Origin of the sequence: Methylogaea oryzae, assembly GCF_019669985.1 — a bacterium.
GTDB classification, from domain to species: Bacteria; Pseudomonadota; Gammaproteobacteria; order Methylococcales; family Methylococcaceae; genus Methylogaea; species Methylogaea oryzae.
Genome location: NZ_AP019782.1, coordinates 3,950,617 through 3,977,310 on the forward strand (window position 1 = coordinate 3,950,617; position 26,694 = coordinate 3,977,310).

Consider the following 26,694-nt stretch of genomic DNA (forward strand, 5'->3'; position numbering starts at 1 on the left):
GGGAAAACGCCATTATACGCCGCCGCTGCGGCGGAACCCGGCGCTGGCGCCGCCCGGGCCGTTCGGAGCAGAGCCGGCGGGGCGTCCGCGTCGCTTATCGCGCCCAGCGGAACAGTTCCCGAACCGTCAGTCGATTCATGAGGCTAAGCCGATATTCCAACGAGCAATCACGGCAGGGATGGTCGAGGGGCAAGCCAAAGGTGTCCCGCTCCAAGCAGCCCCGAACGTAGTTGGAGGTTTTCGCCGTGGCGCATTCCCCTAACGGCGCGTCCTGGTGCTGGCAATCGACGGCGGTCGCTTCGCGCATAGTCACGCCGATGCGCCGCGGGCTTCGCGCATCACCCCGTCGGCCCAATAAACCGCCGGCCAATAGCACAGCCCGGCGAGTACGCCGTGTCGCCCGCAGCCGCTGTCCAAGGCCGGGCAGGCGACGAACAGCGGCACGTACTGCGACAACTTTTCTATTCCGGCATCGATTAGCGCGGTAATGAACACTTCCGCCGTCGCCAAATCGGAATCGTCAAACCACGCGCGGCTCGCGCCGGACTGGTGACGACACAACAGCTCGTGGCCGATAATATTGGTTTTCTGGTCGCAAATAGGCTGCCGAGCGATATGGAAGCGAATATCCTCCTCTTCGCCGCAAAACGCAGCGCTGTCGTTCAGAGAAATTAAAGCCTGCATGAATCATCCTCTAATTTATTTATATTTTCCTTGAGCGGCGACCACAAATAATCAGGCAACTGCGCCGGCTCCACCGCCTGCTTGACGAATAAGCCCTGCGTCTGCGCCAAATCCCTCGTCAAAGGACTTGGCGGCTGCCTGCCGTTGGCGTCCAGGACGATGAGCACCCTGGGGCGCAGGCGGTTTTGCTCGGAAACGGAAACCACTTGGGCGATTTCGCCGCTGCTGAGCTTGACCAGGCAACCGCTGGGATAAATTCCCAATGTGCTGATGAATTTCTCCACCAGCCTGGCGTCGAACTGCACCCCTTTCAAACCGTAAAGGTGGCGCAAGGCGGCGGCGGGGGAGAGGGGCTTGCTGTAGCCCCGCTCCCGCGTCAGCGCCTCGTAAACGGAAACGATGCTCACCATGCGGGGGAACAGGCCGATGGCATTCGCCTTAAGCCCCTGGGGATACCCGCTGCCATCCACCCACTCATGATGGCAATGGACGATTTTTAGGACGCTTTCGGAGCAGGCGCGCGAGGCAGCCAGCATGCGCAGGCCGTACAAAACGTGCTTCTCCAATACGGCGCGTTCCTCCGCGGACATCTTGTCCGTTTTGTGCAAGATCTCGTCGGGAACCTGCAGCATGCCGACGTCGTGCAACAAGGCGCCCAAGCCCAGGTCGTGCAATGTGGCCTTGGGTATGCCGATCGCCTTGCCGAAGGCCAACGTCAAAATGCACACATTGACGGACTTGCGCGCCAAGCTGTCGTGCTTGTCCTTGAGCGACGTCAGGCAAAGCAGGGCGTTGCTGTCGGCCAGGACGCTCAGCGTCAGGTCCCGCACCACGGCGCGCGCCGCATTGCCGTCGATGCTGCCGCCCAGGCGCGCGTCCTCGAACACCTCTTCCAACACGCTGTAGCTGTGCCGATACAACGCGGCGGCGCTCCCCTGCGGAGCGTCGCCCTGGCCGTCCACGTTACTGGCCGGCGCGGTTGGCGTCTTGGCGCGATCGCTGCCTTTCGCCGTGTCCACGTAGACGTATTGGCAACATTCCCGCAAGCGGCACAACTCGGCCTCGGAGTCGATAGTGCGGCCGTCGGACCAAAAAGACGTGTCCACCCAACCGCGTTCTATACGACAGACGTACATCCCCACTTGGAGTTGTTCGACGGGAAAGCGCTTAATCATCCTTTGTATCGATGAATTCCTAAGTCAACAAGGCACACCCCTTGCTGCGCCCACGGCAACGGTCAAGGGGACGAGGTCGCCGCACCAAAACGATGGAACGAATCAAGGAAACGCCGATACGGCCGCGCGCGTCCCTAAAACTAACGCCAGCGTAGAGGATATTTGCGAGATGCGCGGGTTGGCCGAACAATTGGCCGACACCGGCAAGCGGAACAGAGGAAAAATAGGCGATTGCCTGAGTCGGCTGGCGCGCGCGAAACGTCTAACGCGACGCTAACCGGAACACAGAAAGGGGCATACCGACATCAGCGCGGCGGGAGTGCTGCGCCGGAAAGGGGACAAACGTACGCAGCACTGCCGCGTGACGCGAGGAATCCGCTACGGTGGCGCCATCCCATTGGCACGTGAATTCCCTAAGGGGCTGAAGTATAGGGCGTTTCGCAACGACTGGCAACGAAGGCGGATCGCCGGCCGGCGATCCGTTTCATCCACTCAGTGGCGGAAATGCCGCATGCCGGTGAACACCATGGCGATGCCGTGCTCGTCGGCAGCGGCGATCACTTCTTCGTCGCGCACCGAGCCGCCCGGCTGGATGACGGCGGTGATGCCCACGGCGGCGGCGGAGTCCAGGCCGTCGCGGAACGGCAGGAAGGCGTCGGAAGCCATCACCGAGCCTTTCACTTCCAAGCCTTCGTCGCTGGCCTTGAGGGCGGCGATTTTGGCGGAATAGACGCGGCTCATCTGGCCGGCACCGATGCCGACGGTTTGCAGGTTCTTGGCGTAGACGATGGCGTTGGATTTGACGAACTTGGCGGCGCGCCAGGCGAACCAAAGGTCTTCCAGCTCTTGCGCCGTGGGCTGGCGGCGGCTCACCACGCGGATGTCCTCGCGCTTGACGTAAGAGTCGTCGCGGTCCTGCACCAGCAGGCCGCCGTTGACGCGCTTGAAGTCCCAGGCGGCGGCGGGCACGTCCGGCCACAGTCCGCATTCCAGCACCCGCACGTTCTGCTTGGCGGCCAGCACCGCCTGGGCGTCCTTATCCACCGACGGGGCAATGATGACTTCCACGAACTGGCGGCCGACGATGGCCTGCGCCGTGGCGGCGTCCAACGGGCGGTTGAAGGCGATGATGCCGCCGAAGGCCGAGGTCGGGTCGGTGGCGTAAGCCTTGTCGTAAGCGGCCAGCAAGCTCCCTTCCAAGCCGATGCCACAGGGGTTGGCGTGCTTGACGATGACGCAGGCCGGGCTTTCCGGAAAAGCCTTGACGCATTCCAGCGCCGCGTCGGCGTCGGCGATGTTGTTGTAGGACAGTTCCTTGCCCTGCAGTTGGCGGGCGCTGGCGATGCTGCCGGCGGGCGGGCTGTCTTCCGTGTAAAAAGCGGCGCCCTGGTGGGGGTTTTCGCCATAGCGCATGGATTGGGCCAGGCGGAACGACAGATCGAGGCGCTGCGGGAAGCTTTGCGTCGGCGCCTTGCCCAAGTAGGCGGCGATGGTGGTGTCGTAACGGCCGGTGTGCTCGAACGCTTTCACCGCCAGGCGGAAGCGGGTGTCGGCGCCCAAGGCGCCCTTATTGGCGGCCATTTCCGCCAACAGGGCCGGATAGTCGGCCGGATCTACCGCGATGGCGACGGAAGCGTGGTTCTTGGCCGCGGCACGCACCATGGTGGGGCCGCCGATGTCGATGTTCTCGATGGCGTCTTCCAGCGTGCAGTCCGGCTTGGCGACGGTGGCCTCGAAGGGATAGAGGTTCACCACCACCAGATCGATGGGGGCGATGCCGTGGGCCGCCATGGCGGACTCGTCCTGGCCGCGCCGGCCGAGGATGCCTCCGTGGATTTTCGGGTGCAGGGTCTTGAGGCGGCCGTCCATCATTTCCGGGAAGCCGGTGTAGTCGGACACTTCCCGCGCCGGGATGCCTTCCGCCGCCAGGAGCTTGGCGGTGCCGCCGGTGGAAAGGATTTCCACGCCCAGGCGGTGCAGCTCGCGGCAGAAATCGGCCACGCCGGCTTTATCGGAAACGCTGACCAGGGCGCGTTGGATGGTGATGGGGGCGCTGTGGGACATGGGGGATTCCTTATTCCAGACCGAGTTGGGCCATTTTCTTGCGCAGGGTGCTGCGGCTCAGGCCGAGCATTTGCGCGGCCTTGGTTTGGTTATAACCGGACTGCTCCAGCACGGTCTGAAGCAACGGCCTTTCCACTTCGCGCAACACCATGGCATGGAGGTCGCTGACTGGATAGCCGTCCAATTGCGCGAAATAACCTTGCAGGGCGCGCTTCACCTGTTCGCTCAACAGCAGAGCGCCATCCGGCGCTTGCGTGGGGTCGGAAGCCATAAGCTCGTTATCCGTTGGTTTTTTTGTCTTAACTCGCGGGCTTTGCCCGCCGCTCGTGGCGAGGCGTAGATGCACCCCCAAATCGCAGGGACGGCTTTTCCAGCCCCTCGCCCTCGAGAGGGCCAGCGGCGCAATGGTGCGGGAATGCGGTTATTGTAGTGGAATCGCCGGAACGGAACAAACCGCTCGGCCGGCCAAGCCAAGCCGTCCGGCGCGACGGCGCGCCGGTTTCACTGGGTGAGGGACAAAAACAACTGCGGCAACCGCTCGGGCAACCGTTGGATGCGATCGACCACCGTGTAGTTGTTGCGGCCGAAAATGTCAGCCACATACTGGTCGGCCAGGGGATCCAGGGTGATGCAATAACTGGCGATGCCCCGCATGGACAGTTCCTCCACCGCTTTGCGGGCGTCGGCGCACAGGTAGGCGGGGTCTTCCACGTCGATGTCGGCCGGTTCGCCGTCGCTGAGCAGCAACAGCAGCTTTTTGCCGGCGGAACGCGCCGCCAGGTAGTGGCCGGCATGGCGCAGGGCCGCGCCCATGCGGGTGGACAACGCGCCCTGCATGCCGGCCAGGCGGGCTTTCACGGTGTCGTCCCAGGGTTCGCCGAACCCCTTGAAGTGGAAATAGCGCACCTCGTGGCGGGTGTTGGAAGCGAAGCCGGCGATGGCCAGGGGATCGCCCATGGCGCTCACCGCTTCCGCCAGCAGGGACACGGCTTCCTGGCTCAGTTGCAGGATGGAGGACCGGCAGCCGGCCGGCGTCTCGTTGACGGACTGGGACAGGTCCAACAGCAGCATCACGGCGAAATCGCGGCCGTCGTGTTTATGGCTGTAATGGATGCGGGGGTCCGGCGTGCCGCCGGATTTGTAGTCGATGACGGCGCGGATGGCCACGTCCAAATCCAGCTCGGAGCCTTCCTCCTGATAACGCACCCGCGCGTGCTGCTGCGGCTTGATCAGGTCCACCACGCGCTTCAGCCGCTTCAGCAACGGACTGTGCTTGTCCAACAGCCGGTCGATGGCCCCCGCCTCGCCGGCGGTTTGCAGGGACTCATACACCGTCACCCAGTCCGGCCGGTAATACTGCGCTTCCCGGTCCCACTCCGGGTGATGCCGCGCCAGGCCGGCGGGCTGGCGATCTTCTTCGGCCTTGGGATTGGCGGCGGCGTGGTCGGAGTGGAAATCGTCCTCCTCCTCGGTATCCTCCAGGAATATCCACAAGTAGCGGTTGTCGTCCCGGTAGCTCGCCTCGGTGTCGGTGAAATATACCTTGGGATACCGGAACGTCTCATTGTGCGTCCGCACCAGGTACTCCACGCCCAAGTCCGTGGCGATGGCGGTGTCGTGGGGAGCGGCGGCCATACGCTGATGGAAACGCTGCACGAATTCCAACAATACCGGATCGGTGTAAGGATGGCCGGGGTCCAGCAGCGCCCGCGACAGCATGGCCGCCAGGTGGCGGATGGGCGAATGGTCGGCCGGGCAGGCGCCTTCCTTCGGTATCGGATGCAGCGCCTGCCACAGCCGCCGCAGGCCCGGATAGCGCGCCATGGCCAGGTGCTCGACGCGGGCGTCCTCGAACACCTCGATGAAAATCTGCTGGTAGCGGTTGTAGTTGTCGGCGATGAAAGGCCGGCTCCACAGCCGATGGGCCGACAAGTGGGCCAGCAGGGCGCGGTAGCGGTCGATGCCGCGTATGAGTGGCTCCCTCTTCCCTCGGGAGAGGGTTGGGGTGAGGGGGGGCAAAGGGCCACGGCTTTCTAATTCCCTCATCCCGGCCTTCTCCCGAGGGGAGAAGGGGTTGTCTCCGTTCCTAGGCTCCTGGGCAGAGTTAGGGATAAGGGTGCTAAAAACGTCGTCGTAAACGTCCGGCAGGTGGATGCCGCGTTTATCCAGATGAGGGCGGGGGCGGCGCTCGATGTCGAAGGCCAGGGAATAGGGATGCAGCTCCGCGTCGCTGTCCCAGAACGCCCGCAGGTACAGGCGCAGCCGCCGTTCGTGGTCGGCGAAGAGCGTGCCGTGGCGTTCCCGCTGCAACGCCGCGCGGCTGTCGGCCGATTGCAGGGTGAAGTAGTCGCCGATGCGGTGCGGCTGGTCGCGGTAGGCGCGCAGGCCGTAATCGACCCAGTTGCGCAAGCCGCCCAGGGACAGCTGGCCCAGCAAATAATCGCTGCGTTCCAGCAGCAGCGGCAACACCGCCGGCGCCTGGCCGGCCAGCCGTTCCACCAGGCCCAGGTAATCGCCCAGCAGGGCCGGCTCCACCAGCCGCCGGGCGCAGGCCGGCAGCCGCGCCAGCAAGGGGGCGATGGCCTTGGGCGCGCCGGCCCGCGACAAATGCCGGGCCAGCTCCGCCACCGGGGCGATCACCGCCTCGCCGGCCAGGGCCGCCACCTGGGGCATTTCCTGCAGGAAAATCAGCGGCAGCTCCTGGCCGCGGCCCAGCCCGGCGATGAGCGAAGCGCCTTCCAGCCAGGCGTCCACCCCGGCCGGCGACATGACGCCGAGCGCTTCTTCCAGGCAGCCGGGAAAAATTTCCTCCACCCGCGGCGCGTTGCAGCGCAGCTTTTGGCGGTATTCCTGGATGAGGCGGGTTTCGAGCATGGTCACGCCCTGGCTGGCCGGAACGGCGGCGTCAGTCGAAATAGCTGTCGATGGCGTGCTCCAGCGTGTCGCGGATGTCGGCGTCGTCGGTGATGGGGCGCGACAGGGCCATGCGGCAGGCGGCGCGGGGGGCGATGTTCTGGCCGATCAGCTGGCCGGCGTACACCAGCAAACGGGTGGAGATGCCTTCCTCCAGGCCGTGGCCCTTGAGCTTGCGAGCGCGGTGGGCGATCTGCACCAGCTTGGCGGCGGTGTCGCTATCGATACCCGTTTCCTTGGTCACGATGGCCTGTTCCGTCTCGGCGTCGGCATAGTCGAATTCCAGCGCGGCGAAGCGCTGCTTGGTGGACTGTTTCAAGTCCTTCATCAAGGTCTGGTAGCCGGGATTGAAGGAGATCACCAGCTGGAAATCGGCGTGGGCTTCGATCAGCTCGCCCTTCTTGTCCAGGGGCAGGGTGCGGCGGTAGTCGGTGAGGGGGTGGATCACCACGGTGGTGTCCTTGCGCGCCTCGACGACTTCGTCGAGATAGCAAATGGCGCCGATGCGCGCCGCCAGGGTCAGCGGGCCGTCCTGCCAGCGGGTGCCGTCCTTGTCCAACAGGTAACGGCCGACCAGGTCGGAAGCCGTCATGTCCTCGTTGCAGGCCACGGTGATGAGCGGCTTGCCCAGCTTCCAGGCCATGTATTCGACGAAGCGGGACTTGCCGCAGCCGGTGGGGCCTTTGAGCATGACGGGCAAGCGGGCGGCGTAGGCGGCTTCGTACAGGGCGATTTCTTCGCCCTGGGCCCGGTAATAAGGCGCCTGGGAAATGCGGTATTGCTCAATGTCGATCACGATCCGGCTCCAAAAAATGGGCGGTTGCCTAAGCAACCGCCCCAAGGGAGATCGATCCCGCTAGGTAGGGTGGGATCAATGGGTTGGCAATGGCCGAGTAGTTTAGTGGGAAAACCAGCCGACTAAAAGTCGGGCCTTACGATCGTTTGCAAAGGCGCCATGGATTTCGTCGCCGCGAGCAGCGAGGGGCGAAAAGGATCGGCGCATCCCTGCCACTGGTCTAAACGATCTTGCAGCGGATCCAAGCGTCCTCGTCGAAGCCGTAAATGGCGCACAGGCGATGGTAGCCGTCGGCGATGACGACTTTGCCGTTCTTCTCGTCCCTGACCAGCAGCAACGGCGAAAGCGGCGTTCCGTTCTTGATCTTCTTCCTGTCTTTCTCCACGTGGGAGTTGCTGACCCCCAGTAGCGACAGCTGCGACGCCCGGAATATGTCTTTCGCCTTGAATTGAACGATTTCCGCGGCTTTGAGCCGGGAGACCAGTTTTGCGGTCTCCGCTTCCCCGAAGAGAAGCAGCAAATAGGATTTTGCGGCGGGATAGTCATGCTCCTCGACATCGTCGAGCCACGTTATGCCATCGCCGTCTTTCATCTTATTCATCGGGAACCTCGATTGCCGCCGGGGCATTAGACGGGATACCGGCGCTTTTTAGCCCGGCGCCGCTTGGACGTCAACGTGGCCGACGGCGTCAATCCCGCAGCCATTGCACCATGTGCGGGAAAGGGGGAACGCCGTGCTGTTGGGCCCGCTCCGTCTCCCAGGTCAATCCCATCCACTGCAACAGCGGCACCCCGAAATAGCGGCCTTCGGAGAAATTTTCCAGCAACGACGCGGCGGCGCCCTTGTAGCCGTGGGGGTGGAACAACAGGGCCGGATCGAGGCCGAGATGCAAAGTCGCCGCCCAGGACCAGGCGATGGCGGCCAGCTCGTCGCCGGCGTTCTTGCTGACGTCGTTGTACAGCCGGCCGCGCTTTTCCGCCGGCGCCACCGCCAAATGCCCCGCCTCGTGCAGGATATCCCCCGGCGAAACCAGCTTCGCCTCGTCGATCCGCAGCGTGCCGTGATCCACCAAGATACCGGGGAGCACGGTTTGCTCGGCAATTTCCCCCGGGACGACCCCGATACCGATGCCGGTCAAAAATTCGGCGATTTTGCTATTGATCGGGTTGTCGAACATGGAACGCTCCTTGTGGCTTTTTCGCGGACGGGCCGGGGTATTATGATGCAATACGCCCGCGCCGAGCGCTTGGCGGCGGCGCGGGAGAATCCTCCCGAGCGGAAATGGAGACACCGGCAGGGATCCTGTCGTATGCTTGTCTCCCATCGACAGACGGATAACCGAGGCTTGAGCCGTTGCGCCTCAAACATTCCACGCCCCGTTCACCGAACCAAGGAACCGATACATATGAGTACCAGCCATGTTTCGTCCTCCGGCGCGGCCGCCTTGCTGCAAGCGGCGCAGCAAGTCCAAAACCGGGTTCATCGGCAGGCGGCGGCCATCCAGCAAGTCGTCGAACACCCCAACCTTCCCGGCAGCGAAGTCAGAAGCAGCAGCAGCAGCGACACCCCGAGCGCTCCCATCGATATCTGGGCGTGAGGCGATAGCCCGAGAGGCCGAAGGGCGGGACCGCCCGTCAAGCACGGGGGAGACTCGCGGCATCCCCCGGCGCTTATGGCCTAATCACGGCCTTTCCGCCGTAGCCCGCTGGGCGCACAGCGGCCCAGCCCGACCGTCACCGCTGCTCGCCCCTATTCCGCCGCGCCTGGGCCTCGGCGATCTTCTGCATCTTCCAGTCGCGGTGCCGATTCATGATCTCCAGCACCTCCCGGGGACTATCCGTGACGGAGATCACCTCCAGCTCGTCTTCGGAGATCAGGCCTTCCGTCAGCAGCGTGCCTTTTACCCAGTCGAGTAGCCCGCCCCAAAACTGGGAGCCGAACAGGATGAGGGGCAGGGGGTAAATTTTGTGGGTTTGCATCAAGGTGAGCGCTTCGAAGAATTCGTCCAGGGTGCCGAAGCCGCCGGGCATGCATACGTAGCCCATGGAATACTTCACGAACATCACCTTGCGGGCGAAGAAATAGCGAAACGTCAGGCCGATGGACTGATAGGGATTGGGGTGCTGCTCGTGGGGCAACTCGATGTTCAGGCCCACCGAGCCGCCGTGCTGCTGGAAAGCGCCTTTGTTGGCGGCTTCCATGATGCCGGGACCGCCGCCGCTGATGACCGTATAGCCGTCGTCGGCCAGCAGTTCCGCCACTTTCTGGGCGGCGAGGTAGTAAGGATGGTCGGGCTTGATGCGGGCGGAACCGAAAATGGAAACGCCCCAGCGGACATCGGACAGTTTGTCGAATCCTTCGGTGAATTCGCTAAGGATCCTGAACATGCGCCAGGATTCGTTGCCCTTGAGATCTTCGATCATTGCCACCCCGGTTGGTTGGAGGAAAATCCGGCGCAGCGGCCCTTCGCCCCCGGCACCGTGGCGGCATTATGCCATGGCGGGCCGCAGGCCCCACGGATTGCCGCAAGGCGACGCGGCCGAACCAACCGAGCGAACAACGCGCGGCTCCCTCCTGCCGCCGAACGGCGGAATTAAAGTCGCCGCCGACTCAAGCCGGTTCGAGCGCCGCCATGGTGAATTTGACCTGATCGAATTCTTCCTGCAATTCTTCACCGAACTCCAGAATCATGTCGTCTTCCGGGTCGTGCAGCCAGCGCGCGTGCACCACGTTGTCGGCATCGCTGGCGCCGTTCAACAGGGCGAACAGATTGAACAGCATTTTGGTGCTGGCGCTGTTGAAGTATTTCAACTCCACCACCACGTCGATCATCAGGCCGTTGGCGGCGCCCAAAAACGATTCCAGGCGGGTCAGAATCGGTTCGTAGAATTGCGCCGCATTTTCCGGAAAGGATTCGCCGCGAAGCACGAGGGAGTTTTGCGAAAAACGAAAATCCACTTCCGGCGAACACTCGGTGGCGGGAATATGTAAATCGGTCATGGCTATTCTCCTTCAGATATTGGCCTTCAGATAGAAAGATACGTGGTCGCCCGCCGTTTCCCCGGCATCGACAAAGGAATATTCGATGGGGCTGGTGGCCTCGCGCGCCACGGTCAAAAAACCCAGTCCGGCGCCTTTGCTGTCCGCATCGGTCGCGCCTCTCAGCTGCTGCCTGTATGCCTCCTTGATTTCCTGGGTGGTCATTTGGCAAATGGGGTCCAGGCGTTCCCGCAGCACCGGCACCCTGGCGCGGGCGACGGAATTGCCGCACAACACGAAATAGCCGGCCTGGCCGACACCGACCGCCATGGTGCCGTAACGCACTTCGCGATCCACCGCGTCGGCATCGGTTACCCGATCTTCCGAGTAATGGACCACGTTTTGCGCCATTTCCACGAAAGCGGAAAAAATCTTTCTCGCCGTGGAACCGGTAACGCCGTTGGCTTGCAGTTTATGTTTCAACATATCCGACATGGCGGTGACGATGCTTTGCGAAAAGCCGCCCGTGTAATAAAACAGCACGCCGGCGTTTTGCGCCGCTTGATTGAACGTATTTAATGCGTTGATTTCCATGAGTCATGCCTATATTGGCCGAGCCGGATCGGCGGTTAAACGCGAAACCCCAGCAAGGTAACGTCGTCGCGCCGCTCTTCCTGGCCCTGGTATTGGTGAAAAGCCTGGATGATGGCCGCTTCCTGTCGCGCCATGGGTTGCCCCCGGTGCGTTTGAATCAGTTGTTTCAAGCGCTTTTTGCCGAAGGCGATGCGCCGCTCGCCGCCGATCTGGTCGACGATGCCGTCCGAGGTAGCGTAAACGCAGCAATCCTCCGCCAAGCGCATCTCCTGGTTGGTCCAGCCGTAGTCGGGGGGCGTGTCGCGGTATCCCACCCCTTTGCGGTCGCCGTCCAGCTGCAACACTTCTTCCTCCCCCGCCGCGCTGATGTACAACGGCGTGCGGGCGCCGGCATATACCAGCCGGCGCCGCTGGGGTTCGCACCACAGGAAGGCGGCGTCCATGCCGTCGTCGGTTTGCAGTTCGTTGTCCTCGCGGGCCGCGCCGCCGAACTGTCCCAGGGTTTCCTTCACCGTCACGTTCATCCGGCCCAGCAGGCCGGCCGGATCGCGGCAGCTGTCCTGGTCCAGCAAATGGTCCAAGGTGGAGGCCATGATCATGGTCATGAAAGCGCCGGGCACGCCGTGGCCGGTGCAGTCGATGACGGCGGCGAAAAAGCCGTCGGCGTGTTGGGCGAAGTGGTAGAAGTCGCCGCCCACCACGTCGCGAGGCGCCCAGTGGATGAAGTGGTCGCCCAAAGCGGCTTTCATTTGCTGCTTGAAGGGACGTAAATAGGATTTTTGTATCAAGCTGGCGTAGTCGATGCTTTCCATCACCAGCCGGTTCTTATGGGCCTGCAGGCTGGACAACGCCCGCATCAGGTCGAAGCCGGTGCCGATGCCCAGGTAGTCGTCGCCGTCGGTCACGATGAAGCCGTCGTTCAGCGCCTTGCTGCCGGCTTGCACCGCCATGAAGCTCAGGTCTTGCAGCGTCGTGTGCTGATCCACCAAGAGGGGCGACTTGTCCATGAAGGCGATGCAGCTTTTGCGCGCAAAAATTTCCCGGCGGAAGGGCTTCGCCAGATTGTCCATGAACATGTTGCGGTTGATCAGGCCTATGGGCAGCCGCCCTTCCACCACCGGCAGCGCCGCCACGCCGGCGTGGTCGGTGAAAATTTGCAGCACCTCTTCGGTGGTCTGATCCGGATTCGCCACCGGCGCATTGATAAGCAAATCCTTAGCGAACCCCGGCCGGGCGTGGGCGCTTGGTTTGGGAGAAATCTCGACAGCGCTATGGGAGGTCATGTTTTTCCACCGCTATACAGGGGTTATCGGGTGGAGCGGCGGATTTTATGCGGCCGCTCCCAGCCACTACGGAGCGGTAACATAACGATGTTTGATGACAGTTTTATGTAAGCGGCGGCGCAAGCGCCGTCGCCGGGAGACAGGAGGGCGGGAATCGGCCCGGCCGCTGACGCGGCACGCCGTCAATCTTCGCGGATCAGCTGCAACAGCTCTTCGGTGCCGATCTTTCCGCCGGCCTCGCCGCCGGCCAGCACGCTGTCGGCCAAATCGCGCTTGTGGCGGTGCAGGGCGACGATTTTTTCCTCGATGGTGTCCTTGGCCACCAGCCGGTAGATGGTGACGGGACGCAGCTGGCCCATGCGGTGGGCGCGGTCGGAGGCTTGGTCTTCCACCGCCGGGTTCCACCAGGGGTCCATGTGGATGACGTAGTCGGCGGCGGTGAGATTGAGGCCGACGCCGCCGGCCTTGAGGCTGATGAGGAACACGTCGCCCTGGCCGGCCTGGAAGGCGTCCACCCGTTTCTTCCGTTCGGCCGCCGGCGTCTGGCCGTCCAGGTATTGGTAGGCGATGCCTTTTTCTTCCAGGTAATCGCGCAACAGGCCCAGGTGATCGACGAACTGGCTGAACACCAAGGCCTTGTGGCGGTTGTCCAACAGCTCGTCCAGGGTCTCGCCGAACAGGGCCAGCTTGCTGCTGGGCAAGGCCATGCCCGGCTGCGCCAAGGAGCTGTGGCAGCAGGCGCGGCGCAGTTTCATGATGGCCGCCAGCACTTGCAGGTGCTTTTCGCCCTGGCCGGCGCCGCTGTTGGCCAAATCGGACACGGCCTTGCGGCGCAGAACTTCGTAGAAAGCCCGCTCCTGCTCGCTCAACTCCACCGTCAGGGTGATCTCGGTGCGGGAAGGCAGCTCGTCCAGCACGTCGGACTTGAGCCGCCGCAGCACGAAGGCCTGCACCAGGCGCTTGAGGCGGTGGCGGGCCTCCTTGTCGCCCCGCTCGATGGGGGCGGCGAAGCGGCGGTTGAAACTTTCCAGGGAACCGAGCAGGCCGGGATTGATGAAGCGGAACAGGTTCCACAGCTCGCCCAAGTGGTTTTCCACCGGCGTGCCGGTGGTGATGAGCTTGAACTCTCCCTGCAAACTCATGGCGGTCTGGGAGCGCTTGGTGGCCATGTTCTTGATGGCCTGGGCCTCGTCCAGCACGATGGTGCGCCAGGTGATCGCGCCCAGCAACTCCGCCACACTGCTTTGTTGCAGCAGGGAATAGCTGCACACCAGCAGGTCCATGGGACCCAACCCCTCCACCACTTTCTGCCGATCACCGGCACCCAGCACCTGCGCGTTGAGCGACGGCGCGAAACGGACGGCTTCGCTGTGCCAGTTGAGACAGACCGAGGTTGGCGCGACCACCAGGCTGGGGCCGCCGGGAGCGCGGCTCAAAATCAGGGCCAGCGCTTGCAGGGTCTTGCCCAAGCCCATGTCGTCCGCCAGGCAGGCGCCCACGCCCCAGTGCGCCAAGCGCGCCAGCCAGTTGTAGCCTTCGACCTGGTAGTCGCGCAATTCGGCTTGCAGATTACTCGGCAATATCGGCTGCAGCGCTTCCGCGTCGCGCAGGCGGGCGATGCGGTCGCGCCAGGCGTCGTCGTAAACGAACTCCCCGGCCTCTTCCGCCCAGTCCTCCAACAGCGGCGCGGCCAGGGCGTGGAGGCGCCGTTCCTTGCCGTGGCCCTCCGCCAGGCTATCCAGCTCCGCCAGCCGCTTGCGGAAAGCGTCGGTCAGGGCCAGGAATCGGCCGTCGTCCAGTTGGATGAAGCGGCCCTGGCTTTGTCCCACCAGCTCCAGCAGGCGCTGCATGTCGAGTATTTGACCGTCGTCCAGGCGCAACTCGCCGTTCAGGACGAACCAATCGCGGGACTGGCGCACATTGACGCTGAGCTGCTTCAACCCCGCTTGGCCGGCCAGGCGGAAGCTTTCCCCCTGGGGCCATTCGATGCGGGCGGGCGGGGCAAGGGACTGCAATTGCAGCAACAGCTCCAAACAGGCTTCCGGCTCTTCCACATGCCAGGCGTAGTCCTGGTAGCCGGTCGCGTGCAGCAGGATGGGGCAAGCGTCCACCAGTGCCTGAGCCAGCTGGCTTTCGCCCTTCAGGTCACGGTCGGTATGCAGGCGTTTGACGTCCGTTTCGACGACCACCGAGCGGCCGCCGACGGCGGGAGGGTAATACGGCCCGCTTTCGCCGAATGGGCGCACCAGGATTTCCACTCGCAGGCCGCTCCCTTCCGGCAGCAGGTGCACCCGCGGCTGGGGATCGGCGGCGACGGTTTCGCCGTCCGCCACCGCGCCGCCGATATCCGATTGCACGGTGACCACGGAGGACACGGCCCCCAGGGCTTCCAGCACCCGCTCGCGGGCGGACAAGGGCACGACGATGCCGTCCTCGCCCAAGGCCATGCGGATGCGGCGATGTTCGCCGAGAATTTCCGCCACCTTGAGACGGTTGGGGGTTTCCGGCCACAACACGATGTTCCGGTCGTCGGCGAAAGGCGGCTCAAGGGTAATGCGCACTTGCTCGTCCTTGAGTTTCTGCACCAGCAGTTCCGGCCGGCCCAGGGCCAGCTCCATGGTTTGGCCGGTGTCGGCCCACTGCAAATGGGGATGGCCGGCCAGGGCCAGCCAGCCGCGCTCGGACATGACGTAACCGTTGCCGTGGCGATCCTGCTTGACGTGGCGCGCCACTTGGCGATCCTGCTCGATCAACCAGCTTTCGCCGGCCGCCGCCATTTCGGCCAGCTTTTTGAACGTAACCGCCTTGCCCTTGGCCCAGCCCTTGGGACCGCGCTTTTGCTCGCGCAGCTCCAGCCCATAGGACGGCGCTCCGCCAGGGCCGGCCGGTCTGCTCACCAGCCACCCCAGCCGGGTTTCCACTGCGGGCGCGACCAGCTCGTCGGACTCCGCCTTGGCCGCGCCCAGATTGGCCAGGGAGCGCAAAGCGCGCTCCCAGGGCTCCTCGTAATGGAAGCGGCGCGCCAGCAGGGTCATGCCGCGGGCTTGCTCGAAAGCGTCCGCCCGCTCCTTGCAGCCGGTTTGCGCCGGGTCGGCCAAGGCGATCAACGCCGCCAGCTCCGCCGCCGGCCAGGCGAAACCGGCCGCATCGGCCAACGCCAAACATTGCAGGGCGGTGTCGAGATGCCGCTGAGCGGCTTCGCGCTGCAACCAAGTCGCCAACAAATAGACCAGCACGAAATCCATGGAAGCGCCGCGCCAAAGGCCGGCCAAGCGGTCGAGATCGCCGGCGAAGGCCACGGCGGCCGGCGCGTGGCTGTTGATCAGGCCCGGCACGCTGGCCAAGCAGGGACCGACGGGCACGCCGCCGCTCAGCTTCAGCCACAGCGCCAGGAGGCTTTCCGCGTCGCGGGCGTCGCCGCCCCGGTTGCGCAACCACAAGGCCAACAGATGCATGGCGCCCAGCGTGGCCGGGAAAAACGCCTTGCGCTTGCCGGTGAGTTTCCTCAGTTCCGCCAGGCTGGCGTCGAACCGGGCGATGCCGCTGTCGCTGCCTTCCCGCAGCAGCGCCAACCAGGCCGGCAAGCCCAGCTCGCGGGATTGCGCCATGGGCGCGGCGCAATCCTCGAATTCGCCCCGCAGCAACCGCCATATCCCCAGGAAAAAGTGCCAGCGGCGCGGCACTTCCCGTCCCAGTTCGCCGGCGCAGCCCTCTTGCAGCAGCTGGAACAGCGCCGCGTCGTGTCGCCAATCGTTGACGGCGCAGGCCGCCAGCCCGGGCAAGGCCGCGTCGACGATGTCCGCCGGCAGGCTCAGCAGCCAGTCCCGGTCGAAGGGATTGCCGCAAATCAGCCGATAGACGTCGGCCGGATCGCGCCAGTCGCCCAATCCCCGGGCCTTCACCAGGCCGAAGCGATCGTTGCGCAGGGTGGCGTAATAGTCCTCGATGAGGGCGAAGTCGCGCCGGTAGAGGGCGATACGCACCGCGCGGATGAGCTGGTCGGGGCTGTAAAAATCGTATTTCTGCGCCTGGAAGTAGGGCGTGGGCAACGGCGCCACCGCTTCCACCGCCTGGGCGAGCAAGTCGAAGTCGCCGGTTTGCGCCAAGCGCCGGGCCACCAATTCCACGATGGGCAGGGCGCAGCTGTATAAGCGGGTATTGCCGTAAGCCGATTCCACCAGCACCAGGCCGGACTGCGCCAGGGGCACGGCCAGGGTTTTAGCCGGTTGCTTGATTTTCAGGGACCGCAGCGCGCGATCCAGCTCGCTTTGGGGCAGCGGCGTGTAGGCGACGGCCAGCAAGTCCAACAGGGTTTTGGCATCGCCGGCCAAAGCGGTATAAGCGGCGAACAAGCCGGCGGAATTTTTCGGTAGGACCATGAGCGGAACGGTTGGGCTGGATCAGCTCCAGCGGCGCATTTCGATGCGACGCAGGAATTCGCGCACGACGGTGGCGTAGAGTTCGTCCCCCAGCCAGTCGTCTTCGATGCCGGCGTCCAGGTTGGGGTTGTCGTTGATTTCGATGACGTAAACGCCCTTGGGGGTTTCCTTGATGTCCACGCCGTACAGCCCGTCGCCGATGAGGCGCGCGAGGGACAGCGCCGTGTCCACCACTTTGCGCGGCACGTCGCGCACCATCCAGGTCTTGAAGCCGCCTTCCTCCGCTTTACCGGATTCGTCGTGCTTGTAAATCTGCCAGTGCTTGCGCGACATGAAATATTGGCAGGCGTAAAGCGGCTGGTTGTTGAGGATGCCGATGCGCCAATCGAACTCGGTGTAGAGAAACTCCTGCGCCAGGATCAAGTCCGACTCCTTGAACAGCTTTTCCGTCAGCGCCTTGTATTCCGCTTCGTCGTTGGCTTTGTACACGCCGCGCGAAAACGAGCCGTCGGGAATTTTCAGCACCACCGGAAAGTCGATTTCCCCCCGCACCGACTCGCTGACGCCTTTTTGCAGAATGCGGGTTTTCGGGCAGGGAATGTTGTGGGTGGCGAACAGCTCGGCCAGATACACCTTGTTGGCGCATTTGACGATGGAATCCGGGTCGTCCATCACCACCATGCCCTCGATGCGCGCCTTGCGGGCGAAGCGGTAGGTGTGGTGGTCGATGGCGGTGGTTTCGCGGATGAACAGCGCGTCGTATTCCGCCAGGCGGCTGTAGTCCTTTTTCTCGATCAGCTCCACGTTGACGCCCAGCTTCTTGCCGGCCTTGATGAATTTCTGCAAGGCCTGCGGGTTGGACGGCGGCGTGTTTTCCTGCGGGTTGTGCAAGATGGCCAGATCGTAACGGGGCGTGTTCTTCACCTTGGGCGAACGCCACGGCTTGCTCAGGTATTCGCTCAGGGCCTGCTTGAACAGTTCCTTGTGGCCGTTGGTCAAGCCGTTGAGCGCCAGGGGCTTGACCGTGGCGATGTCCCAGCGGCGCTCGAAACGAAACTCCACCTTGAGCAGGGGGCAGCGGAACAGGTCGAAAATCTGCCGCGCCAAGTCCTGCAATTCCGGCAGGTCGGAGCGGCCGAAGAAGATGTGCTGCTCGAAGCGGGTGGTGCTGTCGCCGTTGCCGCTGCGCTTCTTCAGGCTCTTCTGCACCTGCGCTTCCAAGTCCTCCACGTTGAGGCTGTAGATGGAGCGGCTCGACAAATCGGCGATGGTGCGAACGGTGGGAATGACTTTGTGCCTGCGCGGCTCGGCCAGCAGGGAGCAGTAATACCCGACGCTCAGGTAACGGTATCCCCGGCACAGGTTGATGATGGACGTGCCGCGGTATTTAAGGAAATCCGGCTGGGACAAGTAGTCGCGGGCGGTGACCACCGGCACTTCCGGATAGTCGGGGCTCCAATCCTTGAGGTTTTCGACGAGGACGATGTGGGAGGGCATGGGCTGTGGGCTAGGCTTGGCGCGAGCGCCGAACCGGTCGGATTACGGGTGATGGGCGGGCTTTGGCAGCAAACTGGCTCAATACGGCTATTTTACCACGATAGCGCCGTCCCTTTAGCCGGCGGCGCGGCGGCGCAAAATCACCACCGCTTTCTGGCCCGACTTGCCGTAGCGCGCCATGAGCTGGAAGTCTTTCTTCAGGATGGGCATGTTGACGCAGTCGGTGGCGGTCTTGCCGGCGTCGCTGTCCACATAGGGATCGTGCACGTAGATATAGCGCTCGTCGAAACCGGTCACCACCACCCAGTGGGGGAATTTTTCCTGGTAAATGCGGTAGGAGCTGATCAGCACCACGGGTATGCCGCCGCTCTCGAACTGGCGCTGCATGTCGTCCACGCTGAGGGCGCCGTGGACGATTTTCACCGGCAGGCCGCTTAATTCGTCGAGGAAGTCCTCCTGCACCAGCTGCATCACCTCGCGCTTCTCCAGGCTGCGCACGGAATTGACGAACAGCGCGCCTTCGTCGTTGACGTACACCTCCACGCCGAAGCCGCGATGGTAGGCGGACAAGGCCAGGCCGTATGGCCCGCAGCCGCCGTGGCCGGAGGTCATGAACACAGTGGTGGATTCGCGCCAGATGCGTAGCTCCAGCTTGCGGTCCAGGGGCAGATCCGGTTGCAGCGTCTTCATCGCCATCAGCAAGGAAGCCGGGCCGCAGGTGAAATCCAGGGTCTGCTGGTAGTAAGGCACCCGCGCCAGTTCGGGCTTCAAATGCGGCGCCAGGTATTTTTCGAAGCGCAGGGCTTCGGCATGGTCTTCGTAATAGTCCGGCACCGCCTCCAGGTAGCGGTAGCCGAGTTTCTGGAACACGCCCAAGGAAGCGGCATTGTCGCGCCGCACTTCCAGCCGCATGGAGACGCACTCCCTGTCCAACGCGGCCTGCTCGCAGGCCCGCACCAGCGCGGCGCCGATGCCCTGGCCGCGAAACGCCGCATCCACCGCATAGGAATACATCCGCGCCAAGGAAATCCCCTTGTGGAACAGCAGCATGGCATAGCCGCGGATGACGCCGTCGGACTCCTCCACCAGGGTGGCGGCATTGGCCTTGGTCAGCAAATAGCGGAATTGCCGGCGCGTGATGCGGTCGCCCTCGAACGACTGGTTTTCGATGCGCAGCAGGACGGGCAGGTCGGACAGGGTGGCGGGGCGCAGCATAGGCAAGGGGTTCCGCGAGAGGCTTGCGCGATTATATAGCGTTCGCGCGGCGGAAGTCGGCGCGCCGCGGGGATGGGCGGGCTCCGTTCGGCCCGGTTGGCCGGACGCATTACGGGCCGCGTTAGCCCTGCGCGTTGCGCCCGGCTTGGAAATCCCGCCACTGCAGGCGGCGATCGAGGTAATAGCCCAGTTCCGCGCCGGAATCGGCGTCGACGAAACGAATGGAAAGCACCGGGGCGTCGTCGAGGCGCGCCAATTGGAAATAGCGCTGCAACAAAGCGGCGATGCGATCCCGGTCGGAGCCTTCCAGCCCGGTGAATTGCCGGGTAACCTGCACGCACATCGCCATACCGTGGCAGCGCTTGATGTCGCCCACCGACCCCTCGTCGCGCAACGCCGCCACGAACCGCTCCAGCCGGGGCAGCTCTTGCGCCGCGTCGGCGGATTGGGGATCTCCGGCGATCGGCGGCAAATCGCCGATCTCCGCCAAAGCTATCGCCAGACAGGCCGCCAAAGGCCAAAAGGACCGGCCGGCATGTCGGCAGGGCTGGGCGGCCGAGGCGGTTTGCTGGTTTTTGTCGCGGGACAAATGTCTTGAGCGATGCATCCGCTCCTCCCGAGTTCGATTGAGATTGCCGGCCGGGGCGTCGCCAGGGCCGGGACGCGAAACGCCGTTAAATTTGCTCCATCACCTGAATGCAAAGGTTGGCGGCTTTCCCTTGTTCGTCGAGCACTGGCGCGACCTGGAAGGAGGCAATTCTTTCGACGCCCGCGTCCCCCAGATCGGCGACTGGAATATTCTTGATGCTTATCGCATCCCTCGTAATCGACCACGCATAATCGGCGTCAAACGCGCGGTTTTTGCCCGATCCTTCCAAATCCACCTCGAACGTCGCGCCCTTGCAGGCCGGCGTGGGCGCCCTAAGATCGAGCACATGGGTATGGAAACCGCTGGGGGTTTGCTCGTAGGAGCTGTCGTCGATGGGCAAATGCGTCACCAGCACCAGGACGTTGTTGGTGTCGCGCGTGAGCGCCGCGAAGCCAAATGCCCCGGCTTTGCCGTCCATGGGCACTTCCTGGCGCGTTTCCAGCTGAATGCTCAAGGTTTTATCCTTGGCGCTCGAGTGCCACACCGCGCGCGCGCTCTTGAGCCGCATGTAATCGGGGACTTCCTCCGCCGCGACGCAGGACAAGGACAGCGCGAGCAATACCGGAGCGATAAAATTGGCTTGCGGACTCATCGGGTTGCCTTCCCAGCCTCAGTCTTTAAAGCCGGTGCCAAGGAACGGGAGCATGCCCATGCCGGTGGAGCCCGGCTTCAAGCGGCGGCAAATGAGTTCCACGTTGGTGGCCTGGCAGCGCGTCTTGTCGCTTTCGCAAGGGCTGCAGGCGACGTTGCCCGCGCTTTTAACCTCCTGCACGTGCCAGCCATAACCCTTTTCCCGGCAAATATTGGCGGCATCGGCCGCGACCCTATCCCTCGCCTCCTTTTCCCCCGCCGACTGTTCCAGACAGCGCGAAGCCTTGGCGTCGACCTTAATGGCTTGGGTTTCGTACTCGGTGGCGTGGGCGACGCCCGCAGCGGCCAGCAACATCGCCAAAACGAATCTTTTCATTGCTTGTTCTCCTGAGCCTATTGTTGTTATTGGGGCTCCGAATCACTCGGCATCCCCGTCGTCGGGACTTTCAACAAAACCGAGCGCCGAACCGGCACGTAGAAAACGACGCGCCCGGTCGGGACGGCCAAGCGGAACGCCGCCACCGTTGTATCGACCCGATAGTTTCGACTCTAAACGACGATAAAGCGGTTTGTCAATCCTTGTGTCGGCGACGGCCGGGATCGGCTGGGCGCGGCGGCGTGGGGGAAGCAAGCGGGAGAAGGGCTGGCTCGAAATCCGGCCAAGCTAGCGAAGCGCTAGTGCGGCCGGTTGTCGGCGCCCGGGGGACGGGCGCCTTTGGCGGGGCGAGGCGGCGGCCGTTATTCCGCGCGTTGGCGGCGCGGAATGACGCGGGGGGAACTAAAGGCTAATAATCGGTTTCCCGCAGATAACACCAAAGTCCCGTCGCAAGCGCAAAACATTCCGCCTGCTCCAAATGGCGGCCGCTATGCTCATAATGATTGAAAATAGTGTGCTGGTGACGCTGGGCAAACTCGTCGGCGGAAAGGTAGCGGTCGGTAAGAATGGCCATTCTCCCCGCCGGATCTTTGGATAGCTCGGTGAGAATGTCGGCGATCTTCATGGTTTCGATCATGCTTTGGCTCATCTTGATGGAAATTCGGTGCGCGCGGGAACCCCGGTTCGCTCCGGAGGCCGGGCCGCGAAACGGCTAAGGCGCTGAATTCAGTGCAGGGCGTGCTCGGTTTCCGCCGGGGCGGCTTGCGCCTGGCCCTCGGCGGAGTGCGCCCCCTCGAGATGGGGACCGCTGTGTTCGCCGCCGTGCTTGCCGACGAAAAACTCCACAAAACCGAATAAATCGACCAGCAAAATAACGCACATGAGTATCTGCGTTGCGGAATTTATCCGCTCCAGCGTCGCCTTGTTTCGTTCATAAGCCGAAAACAGGTCGGAGAATAAATATTGGGTGAACTTGTATTTAAAGAAAAACTTCGGCAGCGAAGTAAGCGCAATAGTCGACGGGATAATAAAAATCGTGGTGAAAAGCAGATAGGGCTCTAGGATTTCAATTAGCTCGAGTAATAATTCAAATAAATGTGACATGGCATTATTCAGTTTTCACCAAAATGAACCCGTGACGGCTGTGGTCGAGCCGCGGACAGACGATCGGCATGGATGCCAAGGTACGTTAACGCAATAACGGCGTCGCCTCTAGGGCCAACAGCCGCCGTTGCACGCCGGAAAGCCAGGTTCGGCAGCGGCCGGCAGGAGGGGCCTCAAAAAAAAACGGCACGCCGGTGGACACTCACCGGGGCGCCGCAAAAGTCTAACCGACACCGCTGCTTCTGGAGGCATAAAGCATCGGTTAGGAGGGGGGATTTAATGTTGCGCTCGGCCTTCTTCCTCGATCGCCAGCATGGCCGCGTCCACCGCGCGCAGCTCGCCGTCGGCGAAGCCGGCGAAGGCGATGGTGCGTTGCGGGTGCAGCAGGGACAGTTCGTACAATTCGTCGAACGCGGCGCGAATATGGGGCGTTCGCCGCAAAGCGGCATAGGCGCGCCCCACCGCCAGGGGATGTTGCGCCTTGGCTTCCGCCAGCAGCGAGGCGACTTCCGCCGTGGTTTCCGCTTCGATCATGGCGACCCGCTGGCGGCCTTCCTCGTCCACGTCCGCCTTCCAGCGCTCCAGCTTGGCGGCGACGGAACGCAGCATTTGCTCCGACAGCTCCGGCAGCAGCCTGACGTCGTGCAGCAGAACCCGCTCTATGCGCACGCCCCAGCGGGCGGTTTCCTCGGCGATGTCCCGCTCCAGCTGGCCGTGCAGTTCGGTGCGGTCGGCGACGATATCCTTGAGATCCATGGTGCCGAGGATGGAAATCACGTCGTGGGTCACCACATTGGTCAGCGCCCGTTCCCAGTCGGCCACGCTGAACTTGGCTTTCACCGGGTCGGTGACGCGCAGTTCCAGGAACACGTCGACCATCACCGTGGTGCCGCCCGCGTCGTTGACGACGATGTCTCGGATGATGCGGTGGTCGCGGCGGGTGGAAACGTGGTCGACCTGGGCCCAAGGCAACAAGCGATCCGGCACCCAGTGCCAGCCCGGCCGGGTCAGCACGTTGGTCAGCCTGCCGAAGCGCGAGACCAGCAGCGTTTCGCCCTCCTGCACCGAAACGTGCAGGGCGCGCGCCACGCAGGCGGCCAAAGGGATGCTGAGCAGGCCGATGAGAACCCCGAGGACCAATTGAGCATCGTCGTTCATAGAATCTCTCCGTTACGGTGACAGGCCGATCAAGCGGCGGCGTGGGTTTGCGACGATACCGCGGCGCTGGCGCCCACCCGCACATAGTGCAGCTTCGATTGGGACAGCACTTCGGCGCGGCGCCGATTGATGTAGAGCTCCAGAGTCCCCTGGCGGTCCAGTTCGGCCACGGCCTCGGCCAAGCCGGCGATCTCCCGTTCCACCGCGCTGGCTTTCAGTTTGGCCACTTCGACGCCCCGCTGGGCGGCGATGATGCGGCGTTCGCACGCGGCTTCCGCGCGAGCCAGCATTTCCTCCACCTCGGAGCGGGCGCTCATCACGCCGTTCAAGGCTTCGTCCAGCTCGTCGGGCGGGCGCACGTCCACCAAGTCCACGGCGCTGAAATGCACGCCGTAAACGTCGCCGATTTCTTTCTGGCAAAAGTCCTTGATCTCTGCGTTGACGTGGCGGCGTTCGCGTCGCACCAGGGCCAGGGAACCGCCGGGGCCGTGCAGCTTGTGGTTGTCGTGGCAACCCGGTTGCGGTTTGACGTTGGCCAGCTCCTTGCGCAGCAGGCAGGAGAATAAATCGGCGATATGTTTGCGCTGGTCCTTCAAGTCGAACAAAAACCGCTCCAGCTCGGATTCCAGCGGCATGAAGCGCAGGATGGAGTCCACGTGCAGCAAGGTGCCGTCCGCCATCATGACCGTGCGGCCCCGCTCGTTGCCGGACAACTCGATGATCTGCTCCATTAACGGCACGCAATGCACCACTTGCCAGGGCCATTTGAAATGCAGTCCGGGCCGGTACAGGCGCAGGCGATCCCCGCCGACCCGCTCGGCGGCGCCGAAGCTGGTGAGGACGCCGACGTGTCCCTCGCCGATGCGAAAAGTGCAGCGAGCGACGGCGTAGGCCAGGTACGCGCCCAAACCGCTGATGATTCCGATGCCTATGGTGTGCATATTTCTCAACTTCTATGGATGTGCTGTCCGTGACAGGGTTAAAACACGCCGCCGGTGCCGGCTATCGGCGCCCAATCCGCGGCGAAGGCGGGAACCGGGCCGTGGCCGCTTTTGCCCAACGCCAGGCCGTGCCCATGGCCGTTGTGCTCGTGGTAAGCCGCCGCCAGGCCGCGATTGACCTCCACCACGTCGGCGTTGAACTCGCGGTGTTCCGGACGCACCGGCCCCAGGGCGTCGGCTTTGGCCTGGCTGTCGATCACCGCGCCGGGCGGCACGAAACGGCCGGCCGGCAGCTCCACGCCGGCGACGATGGCGCCGATGCCGATGAAGCAGCCCTCGCCCACCACCGCGTCGTGCACCACCGCCTTGAAGCCGATGAAGGTCTCGTCGCCGACGTAGCTGGGACCATGGACCAGGGCGTCGTGGGCGATGGAGACGTTCTTGCCGATGTAGACAGCCCAGGAACCGCCGCCCACCATCACGTAACGGTCCTGCAGGGCATGGATGACGACGCCGTCCTGGATATTGGTGTTGGCGCCGATATAGAACGGCGATCCCTCGTCGGCCCGCACGGAAGCGCCGGCGGCGATATGCACCGAGTCGCCCAGAACGACGCGGCCGATGACGCTGGCTTGATGGTGCACGAAGGCGGAACGCGCCATCAGGGCCGGCTGGCGGATGTGCGCCAGCCACTTGCGACGCTCCACCCCATGGGCGTGGTGGCCGTTGACCACGGCGCGGGGACGTTGCTTGGCCTCTTCGATGCTGGCGCGCAGCGCGGTGGAAAGGCTGGGCACTTCCAGCTCGGTTTCGGCGATGCGCGCCCGCGAATGCTCGACGAAGCGCCACACCAAATAGATGGCCAAGGCCGACAACACGCCGCGCAGGAAGTCCGTGGCCACGACGGCCGCAGCGGTATAGAGCATCAAGGCGGTGTGGCCGTGGCCCATGGACAGCACCTCCTCCACTTCTTCCCGCTTCACCATGTTCATGGCAACGTACAGCAGGATGCCGGCGATGCAGGCCATGGGCACCAGTTCCAGGTAGTGGGCCACGTAATAGGCCAATAGCAACTGGAATACGAAATTGAACACGCCGGACAGGGGGGAAACGGCCCCCAGCTTGATGTTGGTCGCGGTGCGCGCCAGGGCGCCGGTGCTGGGGAAACCGTTGAGCAAGGGCACCAGCACCATCAAATGGCCCTGGCCCCACAGCTCTTTGTCGGCGTTGAACGGCGTGCCGCGGTTGCCGGCCAACCGGTCCGCCAAGTGGGCGCACAGCAGGCTCTCGATGGCGGCGACGAAAACGATGGCGATGGCGTAGTAGGCGATGTCGCCGAACATGGAAATGTCCAGGGATTCCAGCGACGGCGCGGCGAATTGCAGCGACTTGGCGGAAATGGCGCCGTACTTGGTCACCACCAAGTCCAGGTTGGCGTCGGCCAGCCAGGTTTGGCTCAAGCCGATGGCGGCGGCGATGGCCAGCAGCGGGGCGGGGATGAATACGGAAACGCGCAGCAGCAGCTTGATGAACAGCACCGAACCGACCGCCAGCACCACCGCCCACAAGTTCAGGTGGCCGAAATGCTCCAGCATGGCCTGCAATTTGGGCCACGCCCCATGCCCCTCGGCGGTGGCCTGCACGCCCAACACTTCGGTGCCTTGGGTGACGGCGATGGAGACGGCGATGCCGATGGTGAAGCCGACGATGATGGAGTGGGGCACTTGCTTGACGATGCGCCCCATGCCGGTGACGCCCAGGCACCAAAGGATGAAGCCGGCGATCAGCGAGCACAGCACCAGAAACCCTTGGTCGTGTTCGGCCATGATGGCGCCGATGATGGGGATGAAGGCGGCGGTGGGACCATATACCTGGTACTTGGAACCGCCGAACAGCGACCCCAGCAGCACCGCGATGGCGCCGGGCACGATGCCCTGTTCGGGGCGCAAGCCCGACGCCATGGCGATGCCCATGCCCAGGGGAATGGCGACGGCCGCGACCACCAGGCCGGCCGTCACGTCGCGTAAACCGTTCAACGCCACGTTACCCGCCAACAAGTCTTCGTAGCGGGCGTCGAATAGGTGGAAAAACTGTTTCAAGCGGTTGATCAACATGCCGACCTCTCTTGTTTTCATTCGCCGTTGTGGCGTGTGCGTTACGCGTTAGATCCCAGTACATCCTGGGTCGGGCCGGTCATTTGGGCCGGCTGCCTAGGGCCGCCTCGCTTGTGTATCGGGTCGAAACCATGGACGGCCACCAAGATATAGTTAATAAATCCTTAAGGCAATAGATTTT

25 protein-coding genes are annotated in these 26,694 nt (G+C 63.5%); 1 reads left to right on the forward strand and 24 read right to left on the reverse strand.

Features of this window, described 5'->3' with window-relative positions; translation table 11 throughout:
- Window positions 1-94: 94 nt before the first annotated feature.
- The 9 genes from K5607_RS17635 to K5607_RS17675 form a co-directional block, all read right to left on the reverse strand.
- Entirely contained in the window at window positions 95-307 is a 213-nt protein-coding gene (locus K5607_RS17635) for a hypothetical protein (RefSeq protein WP_054773861.1), read from the reverse strand.
- Window positions 308-309: 2 nt separating this feature from the next.
- Window positions 310-684, reverse strand: a complete 375-nt coding sequence (locus K5607_RS17640; protein ID WP_054773860.1) for a hypothetical protein — start codon at window positions 682-684, stop codon at window positions 310-312.
- Complete coding sequence (locus K5607_RS17645; RefSeq protein WP_221047789.1) at window positions 672-1,859, reverse strand: cyclic di-GMP phosphodiesterase; 1,188 nt, start codon at window positions 1,857-1,859, stop codon at window positions 672-674. The genes K5607_RS17640 and K5607_RS17645 overlap by 13 nt, the downstream gene beginning before the upstream one ends.
- Before the next feature lie 492 nt (window positions 1,860-2,351).
- Window positions 2,352-3,923, reverse strand: a complete 1,572-nt coding sequence (gene purH / locus K5607_RS17650; protein ID WP_221047790.1) for a bifunctional phosphoribosylaminoimidazolecarboxamide formyltransferase/IMP cyclohydrolase — start codon at window positions 3,921-3,923, stop codon at window positions 2,352-2,354.
- A 10-nt stretch (window positions 3,924-3,933) separates the two neighbouring features.
- A complete protein-coding gene (locus K5607_RS17655) occupies window positions 3,934-4,194 on the reverse strand; it encodes a helix-turn-helix domain-containing protein (RefSeq protein ID WP_054773857.1) in 261 nt (86 codons plus the stop codon).
- A gap of 230 nt (window positions 4,195-4,424) precedes the next feature.
- Window positions 4,425-6,797, reverse strand: coding sequence for a nitric oxide reductase activation protein NorD (locus K5607_RS17660; protein ID WP_221047791.1), 2,373 nt, complete (start codon window positions 6,795-6,797; stop codon window positions 4,425-4,427).
- A 31-nt stretch (window positions 6,798-6,828) separates the two neighbouring features.
- A complete protein-coding gene (locus tag K5607_RS17665; protein ID WP_054773555.1) occupies window positions 6,829-7,632 on the reverse strand; it encodes a CbbQ/NirQ/NorQ/GpvN family protein in 804 nt (267 codons plus the stop codon).
- A gap of 220 nt (window positions 7,633-7,852) precedes the next feature.
- Window positions 7,853-8,233 carry a hypothetical protein gene (locus tag K5607_RS17670; RefSeq protein ID WP_054773554.1) on the reverse strand — a complete coding sequence of 127 codons (381 nt, stop codon included), beginning with the start codon at window positions 8,231-8,233 and terminating at the stop codon, window positions 7,853-7,855.
- 88 nt (window positions 8,234-8,321) lie between these two features.
- Window positions 8,322-8,810: a hypothetical protein gene (locus K5607_RS17675; RefSeq protein ID WP_221047792.1), complete on the reverse strand. Its 489-nt coding sequence runs from the start codon at window positions 8,808-8,810 to the stop codon at window positions 8,322-8,324.
- A gap of 228 nt (window positions 8,811-9,038) precedes the next feature.
- Here K5607_RS17675 and K5607_RS17680 point away from each other — a divergent pair, with 228 nt between their 5' ends.
- Window positions 9,039-9,230: a hypothetical protein gene (locus K5607_RS17680; protein WP_054773552.1), complete on the forward strand. Its 192-nt coding sequence runs from the start codon at window positions 9,039-9,041 to the stop codon at window positions 9,228-9,230.
- A gap of 136 nt (window positions 9,231-9,366) precedes the next feature.
- Here K5607_RS17680 and K5607_RS17685 read toward each other — a convergent pair whose 3' ends face one another.
- The 15 genes from K5607_RS17685 to K5607_RS17755 form a co-directional block, all read right to left on the reverse strand.
- Window positions 9,367-10,056, reverse strand: a complete 690-nt coding sequence (locus tag K5607_RS17685; RefSeq protein WP_054773551.1) for an LOG family protein — start codon at window positions 10,054-10,056, stop codon at window positions 9,367-9,369.
- A 187-nt stretch (window positions 10,057-10,243) separates the two neighbouring features.
- Window positions 10,244-10,633, reverse strand: coding sequence for a DUF1987 domain-containing protein (locus tag K5607_RS17690; RefSeq protein ID WP_054773550.1), 390 nt, complete (start codon window positions 10,631-10,633; stop codon window positions 10,244-10,246).
- A gap of 12 nt (window positions 10,634-10,645) precedes the next feature.
- On the reverse strand, window positions 10,646-11,206 hold the full coding sequence (locus K5607_RS17695; protein WP_221047793.1) for a SiaB family protein kinase: 561 nt from the start codon (window positions 11,204-11,206) through the stop codon (window positions 10,646-10,648).
- A gap of 35 nt (window positions 11,207-11,241) precedes the next feature.
- Window positions 11,242-12,489, reverse strand: a complete 1,248-nt coding sequence (locus tag K5607_RS17700; RefSeq protein ID WP_221047794.1) for a SpoIIE family protein phosphatase — start codon at window positions 12,487-12,489, stop codon at window positions 11,242-11,244.
- A gap of 182 nt (window positions 12,490-12,671) precedes the next feature.
- On the reverse strand, window positions 12,672-16,868 hold the full coding sequence (locus K5607_RS17705) for a DEAD/DEAH box helicase (protein ID WP_221047795.1): 4,197 nt from the start codon (window positions 16,866-16,868) through the stop codon (window positions 12,672-12,674).
- A 21-nt stretch (window positions 16,869-16,889) separates the two neighbouring features.
- A complete protein-coding gene (locus tag K5607_RS17710) occupies window positions 16,890-18,365 on the reverse strand; it encodes a RimK family protein (protein ID WP_221047796.1) in 1,476 nt (491 codons plus the stop codon).
- A 114-nt stretch (window positions 18,366-18,479) separates the two neighbouring features.
- Window positions 18,480-19,580, reverse strand: a complete 1,101-nt coding sequence (locus tag K5607_RS17715; RefSeq protein WP_221047797.1) for a GNAT family N-acetyltransferase/peptidase C39 family protein — start codon at window positions 19,578-19,580, stop codon at window positions 18,480-18,482.
- Window positions 19,581-19,701: 121 nt separating this feature from the next.
- Window positions 19,702-20,187: a hypothetical protein gene (locus K5607_RS17720; RefSeq protein ID WP_221047798.1), complete on the reverse strand. Its 486-nt coding sequence runs from the start codon at window positions 20,185-20,187 to the stop codon at window positions 19,702-19,704.
- A 67-nt stretch (window positions 20,188-20,254) separates the two neighbouring features.
- Window positions 20,255-20,788, reverse strand: a complete 534-nt coding sequence (locus tag K5607_RS17725) for a hypothetical protein (RefSeq protein ID WP_221047799.1) — start codon at window positions 20,786-20,788, stop codon at window positions 20,255-20,257.
- Window positions 20,789-20,839: 51 nt separating this feature from the next.
- Entirely contained in the window at window positions 20,840-21,196 is a 357-nt protein-coding gene (locus K5607_RS17730) for a hypothetical protein (protein WP_054774839.1), read from the reverse strand.
- 409 nt (window positions 21,197-21,605) lie between these two features.
- Window positions 21,606-21,833, reverse strand: coding sequence for a hypothetical protein (locus tag K5607_RS17735; protein ID WP_221047800.1), 228 nt, complete (start codon window positions 21,831-21,833; stop codon window positions 21,606-21,608).
- Window positions 21,834-21,922: 89 nt separating this feature from the next.
- The gene (locus K5607_RS17740; protein ID WP_054774519.1) at window positions 21,923-22,300 is read right to left on the reverse strand and encodes a hypothetical protein; all 378 of its coding nucleotides are present in this window, start codon (window positions 22,298-22,300) and stop codon (window positions 21,923-21,925) included.
- 276 nt (window positions 22,301-22,576) lie between these two features.
- Window positions 22,577-23,458: an SPFH domain-containing protein gene (locus K5607_RS17745; protein WP_221047801.1), complete on the reverse strand. Its 882-nt coding sequence runs from the start codon at window positions 23,456-23,458 to the stop codon at window positions 22,577-22,579.
- A gap of 29 nt (window positions 23,459-23,487) precedes the next feature.
- Complete coding sequence (locus K5607_RS17750) at window positions 23,488-24,399, reverse strand: SPFH domain-containing protein (RefSeq protein ID WP_054774517.1); 912 nt, start codon at window positions 24,397-24,399, stop codon at window positions 23,488-23,490.
- Window positions 24,400-24,437: 38 nt separating this feature from the next.
- Complete coding sequence (locus K5607_RS17755; protein WP_221047802.1) at window positions 24,438-26,513, reverse strand: SulP family inorganic anion transporter; 2,076 nt, start codon at window positions 26,511-26,513, stop codon at window positions 24,438-24,440.
- Between the last annotated feature and the right edge of the window lie 181 nt (window positions 26,514-26,694).

What these genes read in the sequence shown, in the direction of transcription:
- K5607_RS17635 (WP_054773861.1), bottom strand. Translation starts at nt 307, where the DNA reads ATGCGCGAAGCGACCGCCGTCGATTGCCAGCACCAGGACGCGCCGTTA.
- K5607_RS17640 (WP_054773860.1), bottom strand. Translation starts at nt 684, where the DNA reads ATGCAGGCTTTAATTTCTCTGAACGACAGCGCTGCGTTTTGCGGCGAA.
- K5607_RS17645 (WP_221047789.1), bottom strand. Translation starts at nt 1,859, where the DNA reads ATGATTAAGCGCTTTCCCGTCGAACAACTCCAAGTGGGGATGTACGTC.
- purH (WP_221047790.1), bottom strand. Translation starts at nt 3,923, where the DNA reads ATGTCCCACAGCGCCCCCATCACCATCCAACGCGCCCTGGTCAGCGTT.
- K5607_RS17655 (WP_054773857.1), bottom strand. Translation starts at nt 4,194, where the DNA reads ATGGCTTCCGACCCCACGCAAGCGCCGGATGGCGCTCTGCTGTTGAGC.
- K5607_RS17660 (WP_221047791.1), bottom strand. Translation starts at nt 6,797, where the DNA reads ATGCTCGAAACCCGCCTCATCCAGGAATACCGCCAAAAGCTGCGCTGC.
- K5607_RS17670 (WP_054773554.1), bottom strand. Translation starts at nt 8,233, where the DNA reads ATGAATAAGATGAAAGACGGCGATGGCATAACGTGGCTCGACGATGTC.
- K5607_RS17675 (WP_221047792.1), bottom strand. Translation starts at nt 8,810, where the DNA reads ATGTTCGACAACCCGATCAATAGCAAAATCGCCGAATTTTTGACCGGC.
- K5607_RS17680 (WP_054773552.1), top strand. Translation starts at nt 9,039, where the DNA reads ATGAGTACCAGCCATGTTTCGTCCTCCGGCGCGGCCGCCTTGCTGCAA.
- K5607_RS17685 (WP_054773551.1), bottom strand. Translation starts at nt 10,056, where the DNA reads ATGATCGAAGATCTCAAGGGCAACGAATCCTGGCGCATGTTCAGGATC.
- K5607_RS17690 (WP_054773550.1), bottom strand. Translation starts at nt 10,633, where the DNA reads ATGACCGATTTACATATTCCCGCCACCGAGTGTTCGCCGGAAGTGGAT.
- K5607_RS17695 (WP_221047793.1), bottom strand. Translation starts at nt 11,206, where the DNA reads ATGGAAATCAACGCATTAAATACGTTCAATCAAGCGGCGCAAAACGCC.
- K5607_RS17700 (WP_221047794.1), bottom strand. Translation starts at nt 12,489, where the DNA reads ATGACCTCCCATAGCGCTGTCGAGATTTCTCCCAAACCAAGCGCCCAC.
- K5607_RS17705 (WP_221047795.1), bottom strand. Translation starts at nt 16,868, where the DNA reads ATGGTCCTACCGAAAAATTCCGCCGGCTTGTTCGCCGCTTATACCGCT.
- K5607_RS17710 (WP_221047796.1), bottom strand. Translation starts at nt 18,365, where the DNA reads ATGCCCTCCCACATCGTCCTCGTCGAAAACCTCAAGGATTGGAGCCCC.
- K5607_RS17715 (WP_221047797.1), bottom strand. Translation starts at nt 19,580, where the DNA reads ATGCTGCGCCCCGCCACCCTGTCCGACCTGCCCGTCCTGCTGCGCATC.
- K5607_RS17720 (WP_221047798.1), bottom strand. Translation starts at nt 20,187, where the DNA reads ATGCATCGCTCAAGACATTTGTCCCGCGACAAAAACCAGCAAACCGCC.
- K5607_RS17730 (WP_054774839.1), bottom strand. Translation starts at nt 21,196, where the DNA reads ATGAAAAGATTCGTTTTGGCGATGTTGCTGGCCGCTGCGGGCGTCGCC.
- K5607_RS17735 (WP_221047800.1), bottom strand. Translation starts at nt 21,833, where the DNA reads ATGATCGAAACCATGAAGATCGCCGACATTCTCACCGAGCTATCCAAA.
- K5607_RS17740 (WP_054774519.1), bottom strand. Translation starts at nt 22,300, where the DNA reads ATGTCACATTTATTTGAATTATTACTCGAGCTAATTGAAATCCTAGAG.
- K5607_RS17745 (WP_221047801.1), bottom strand. Translation starts at nt 23,458, where the DNA reads ATGAACGACGATGCTCAATTGGTCCTCGGGGTTCTCATCGGCCTGCTC.
- K5607_RS17750 (WP_054774517.1), bottom strand. Translation starts at nt 24,399, where the DNA reads ATGCACACCATAGGCATCGGAATCATCAGCGGTTTGGGCGCGTACCTG.
- K5607_RS17755 (WP_221047802.1), bottom strand. Translation starts at nt 26,513, where the DNA reads ATGTTGATCAACCGCTTGAAACAGTTTTTCCACCTATTCGACGCCCGC.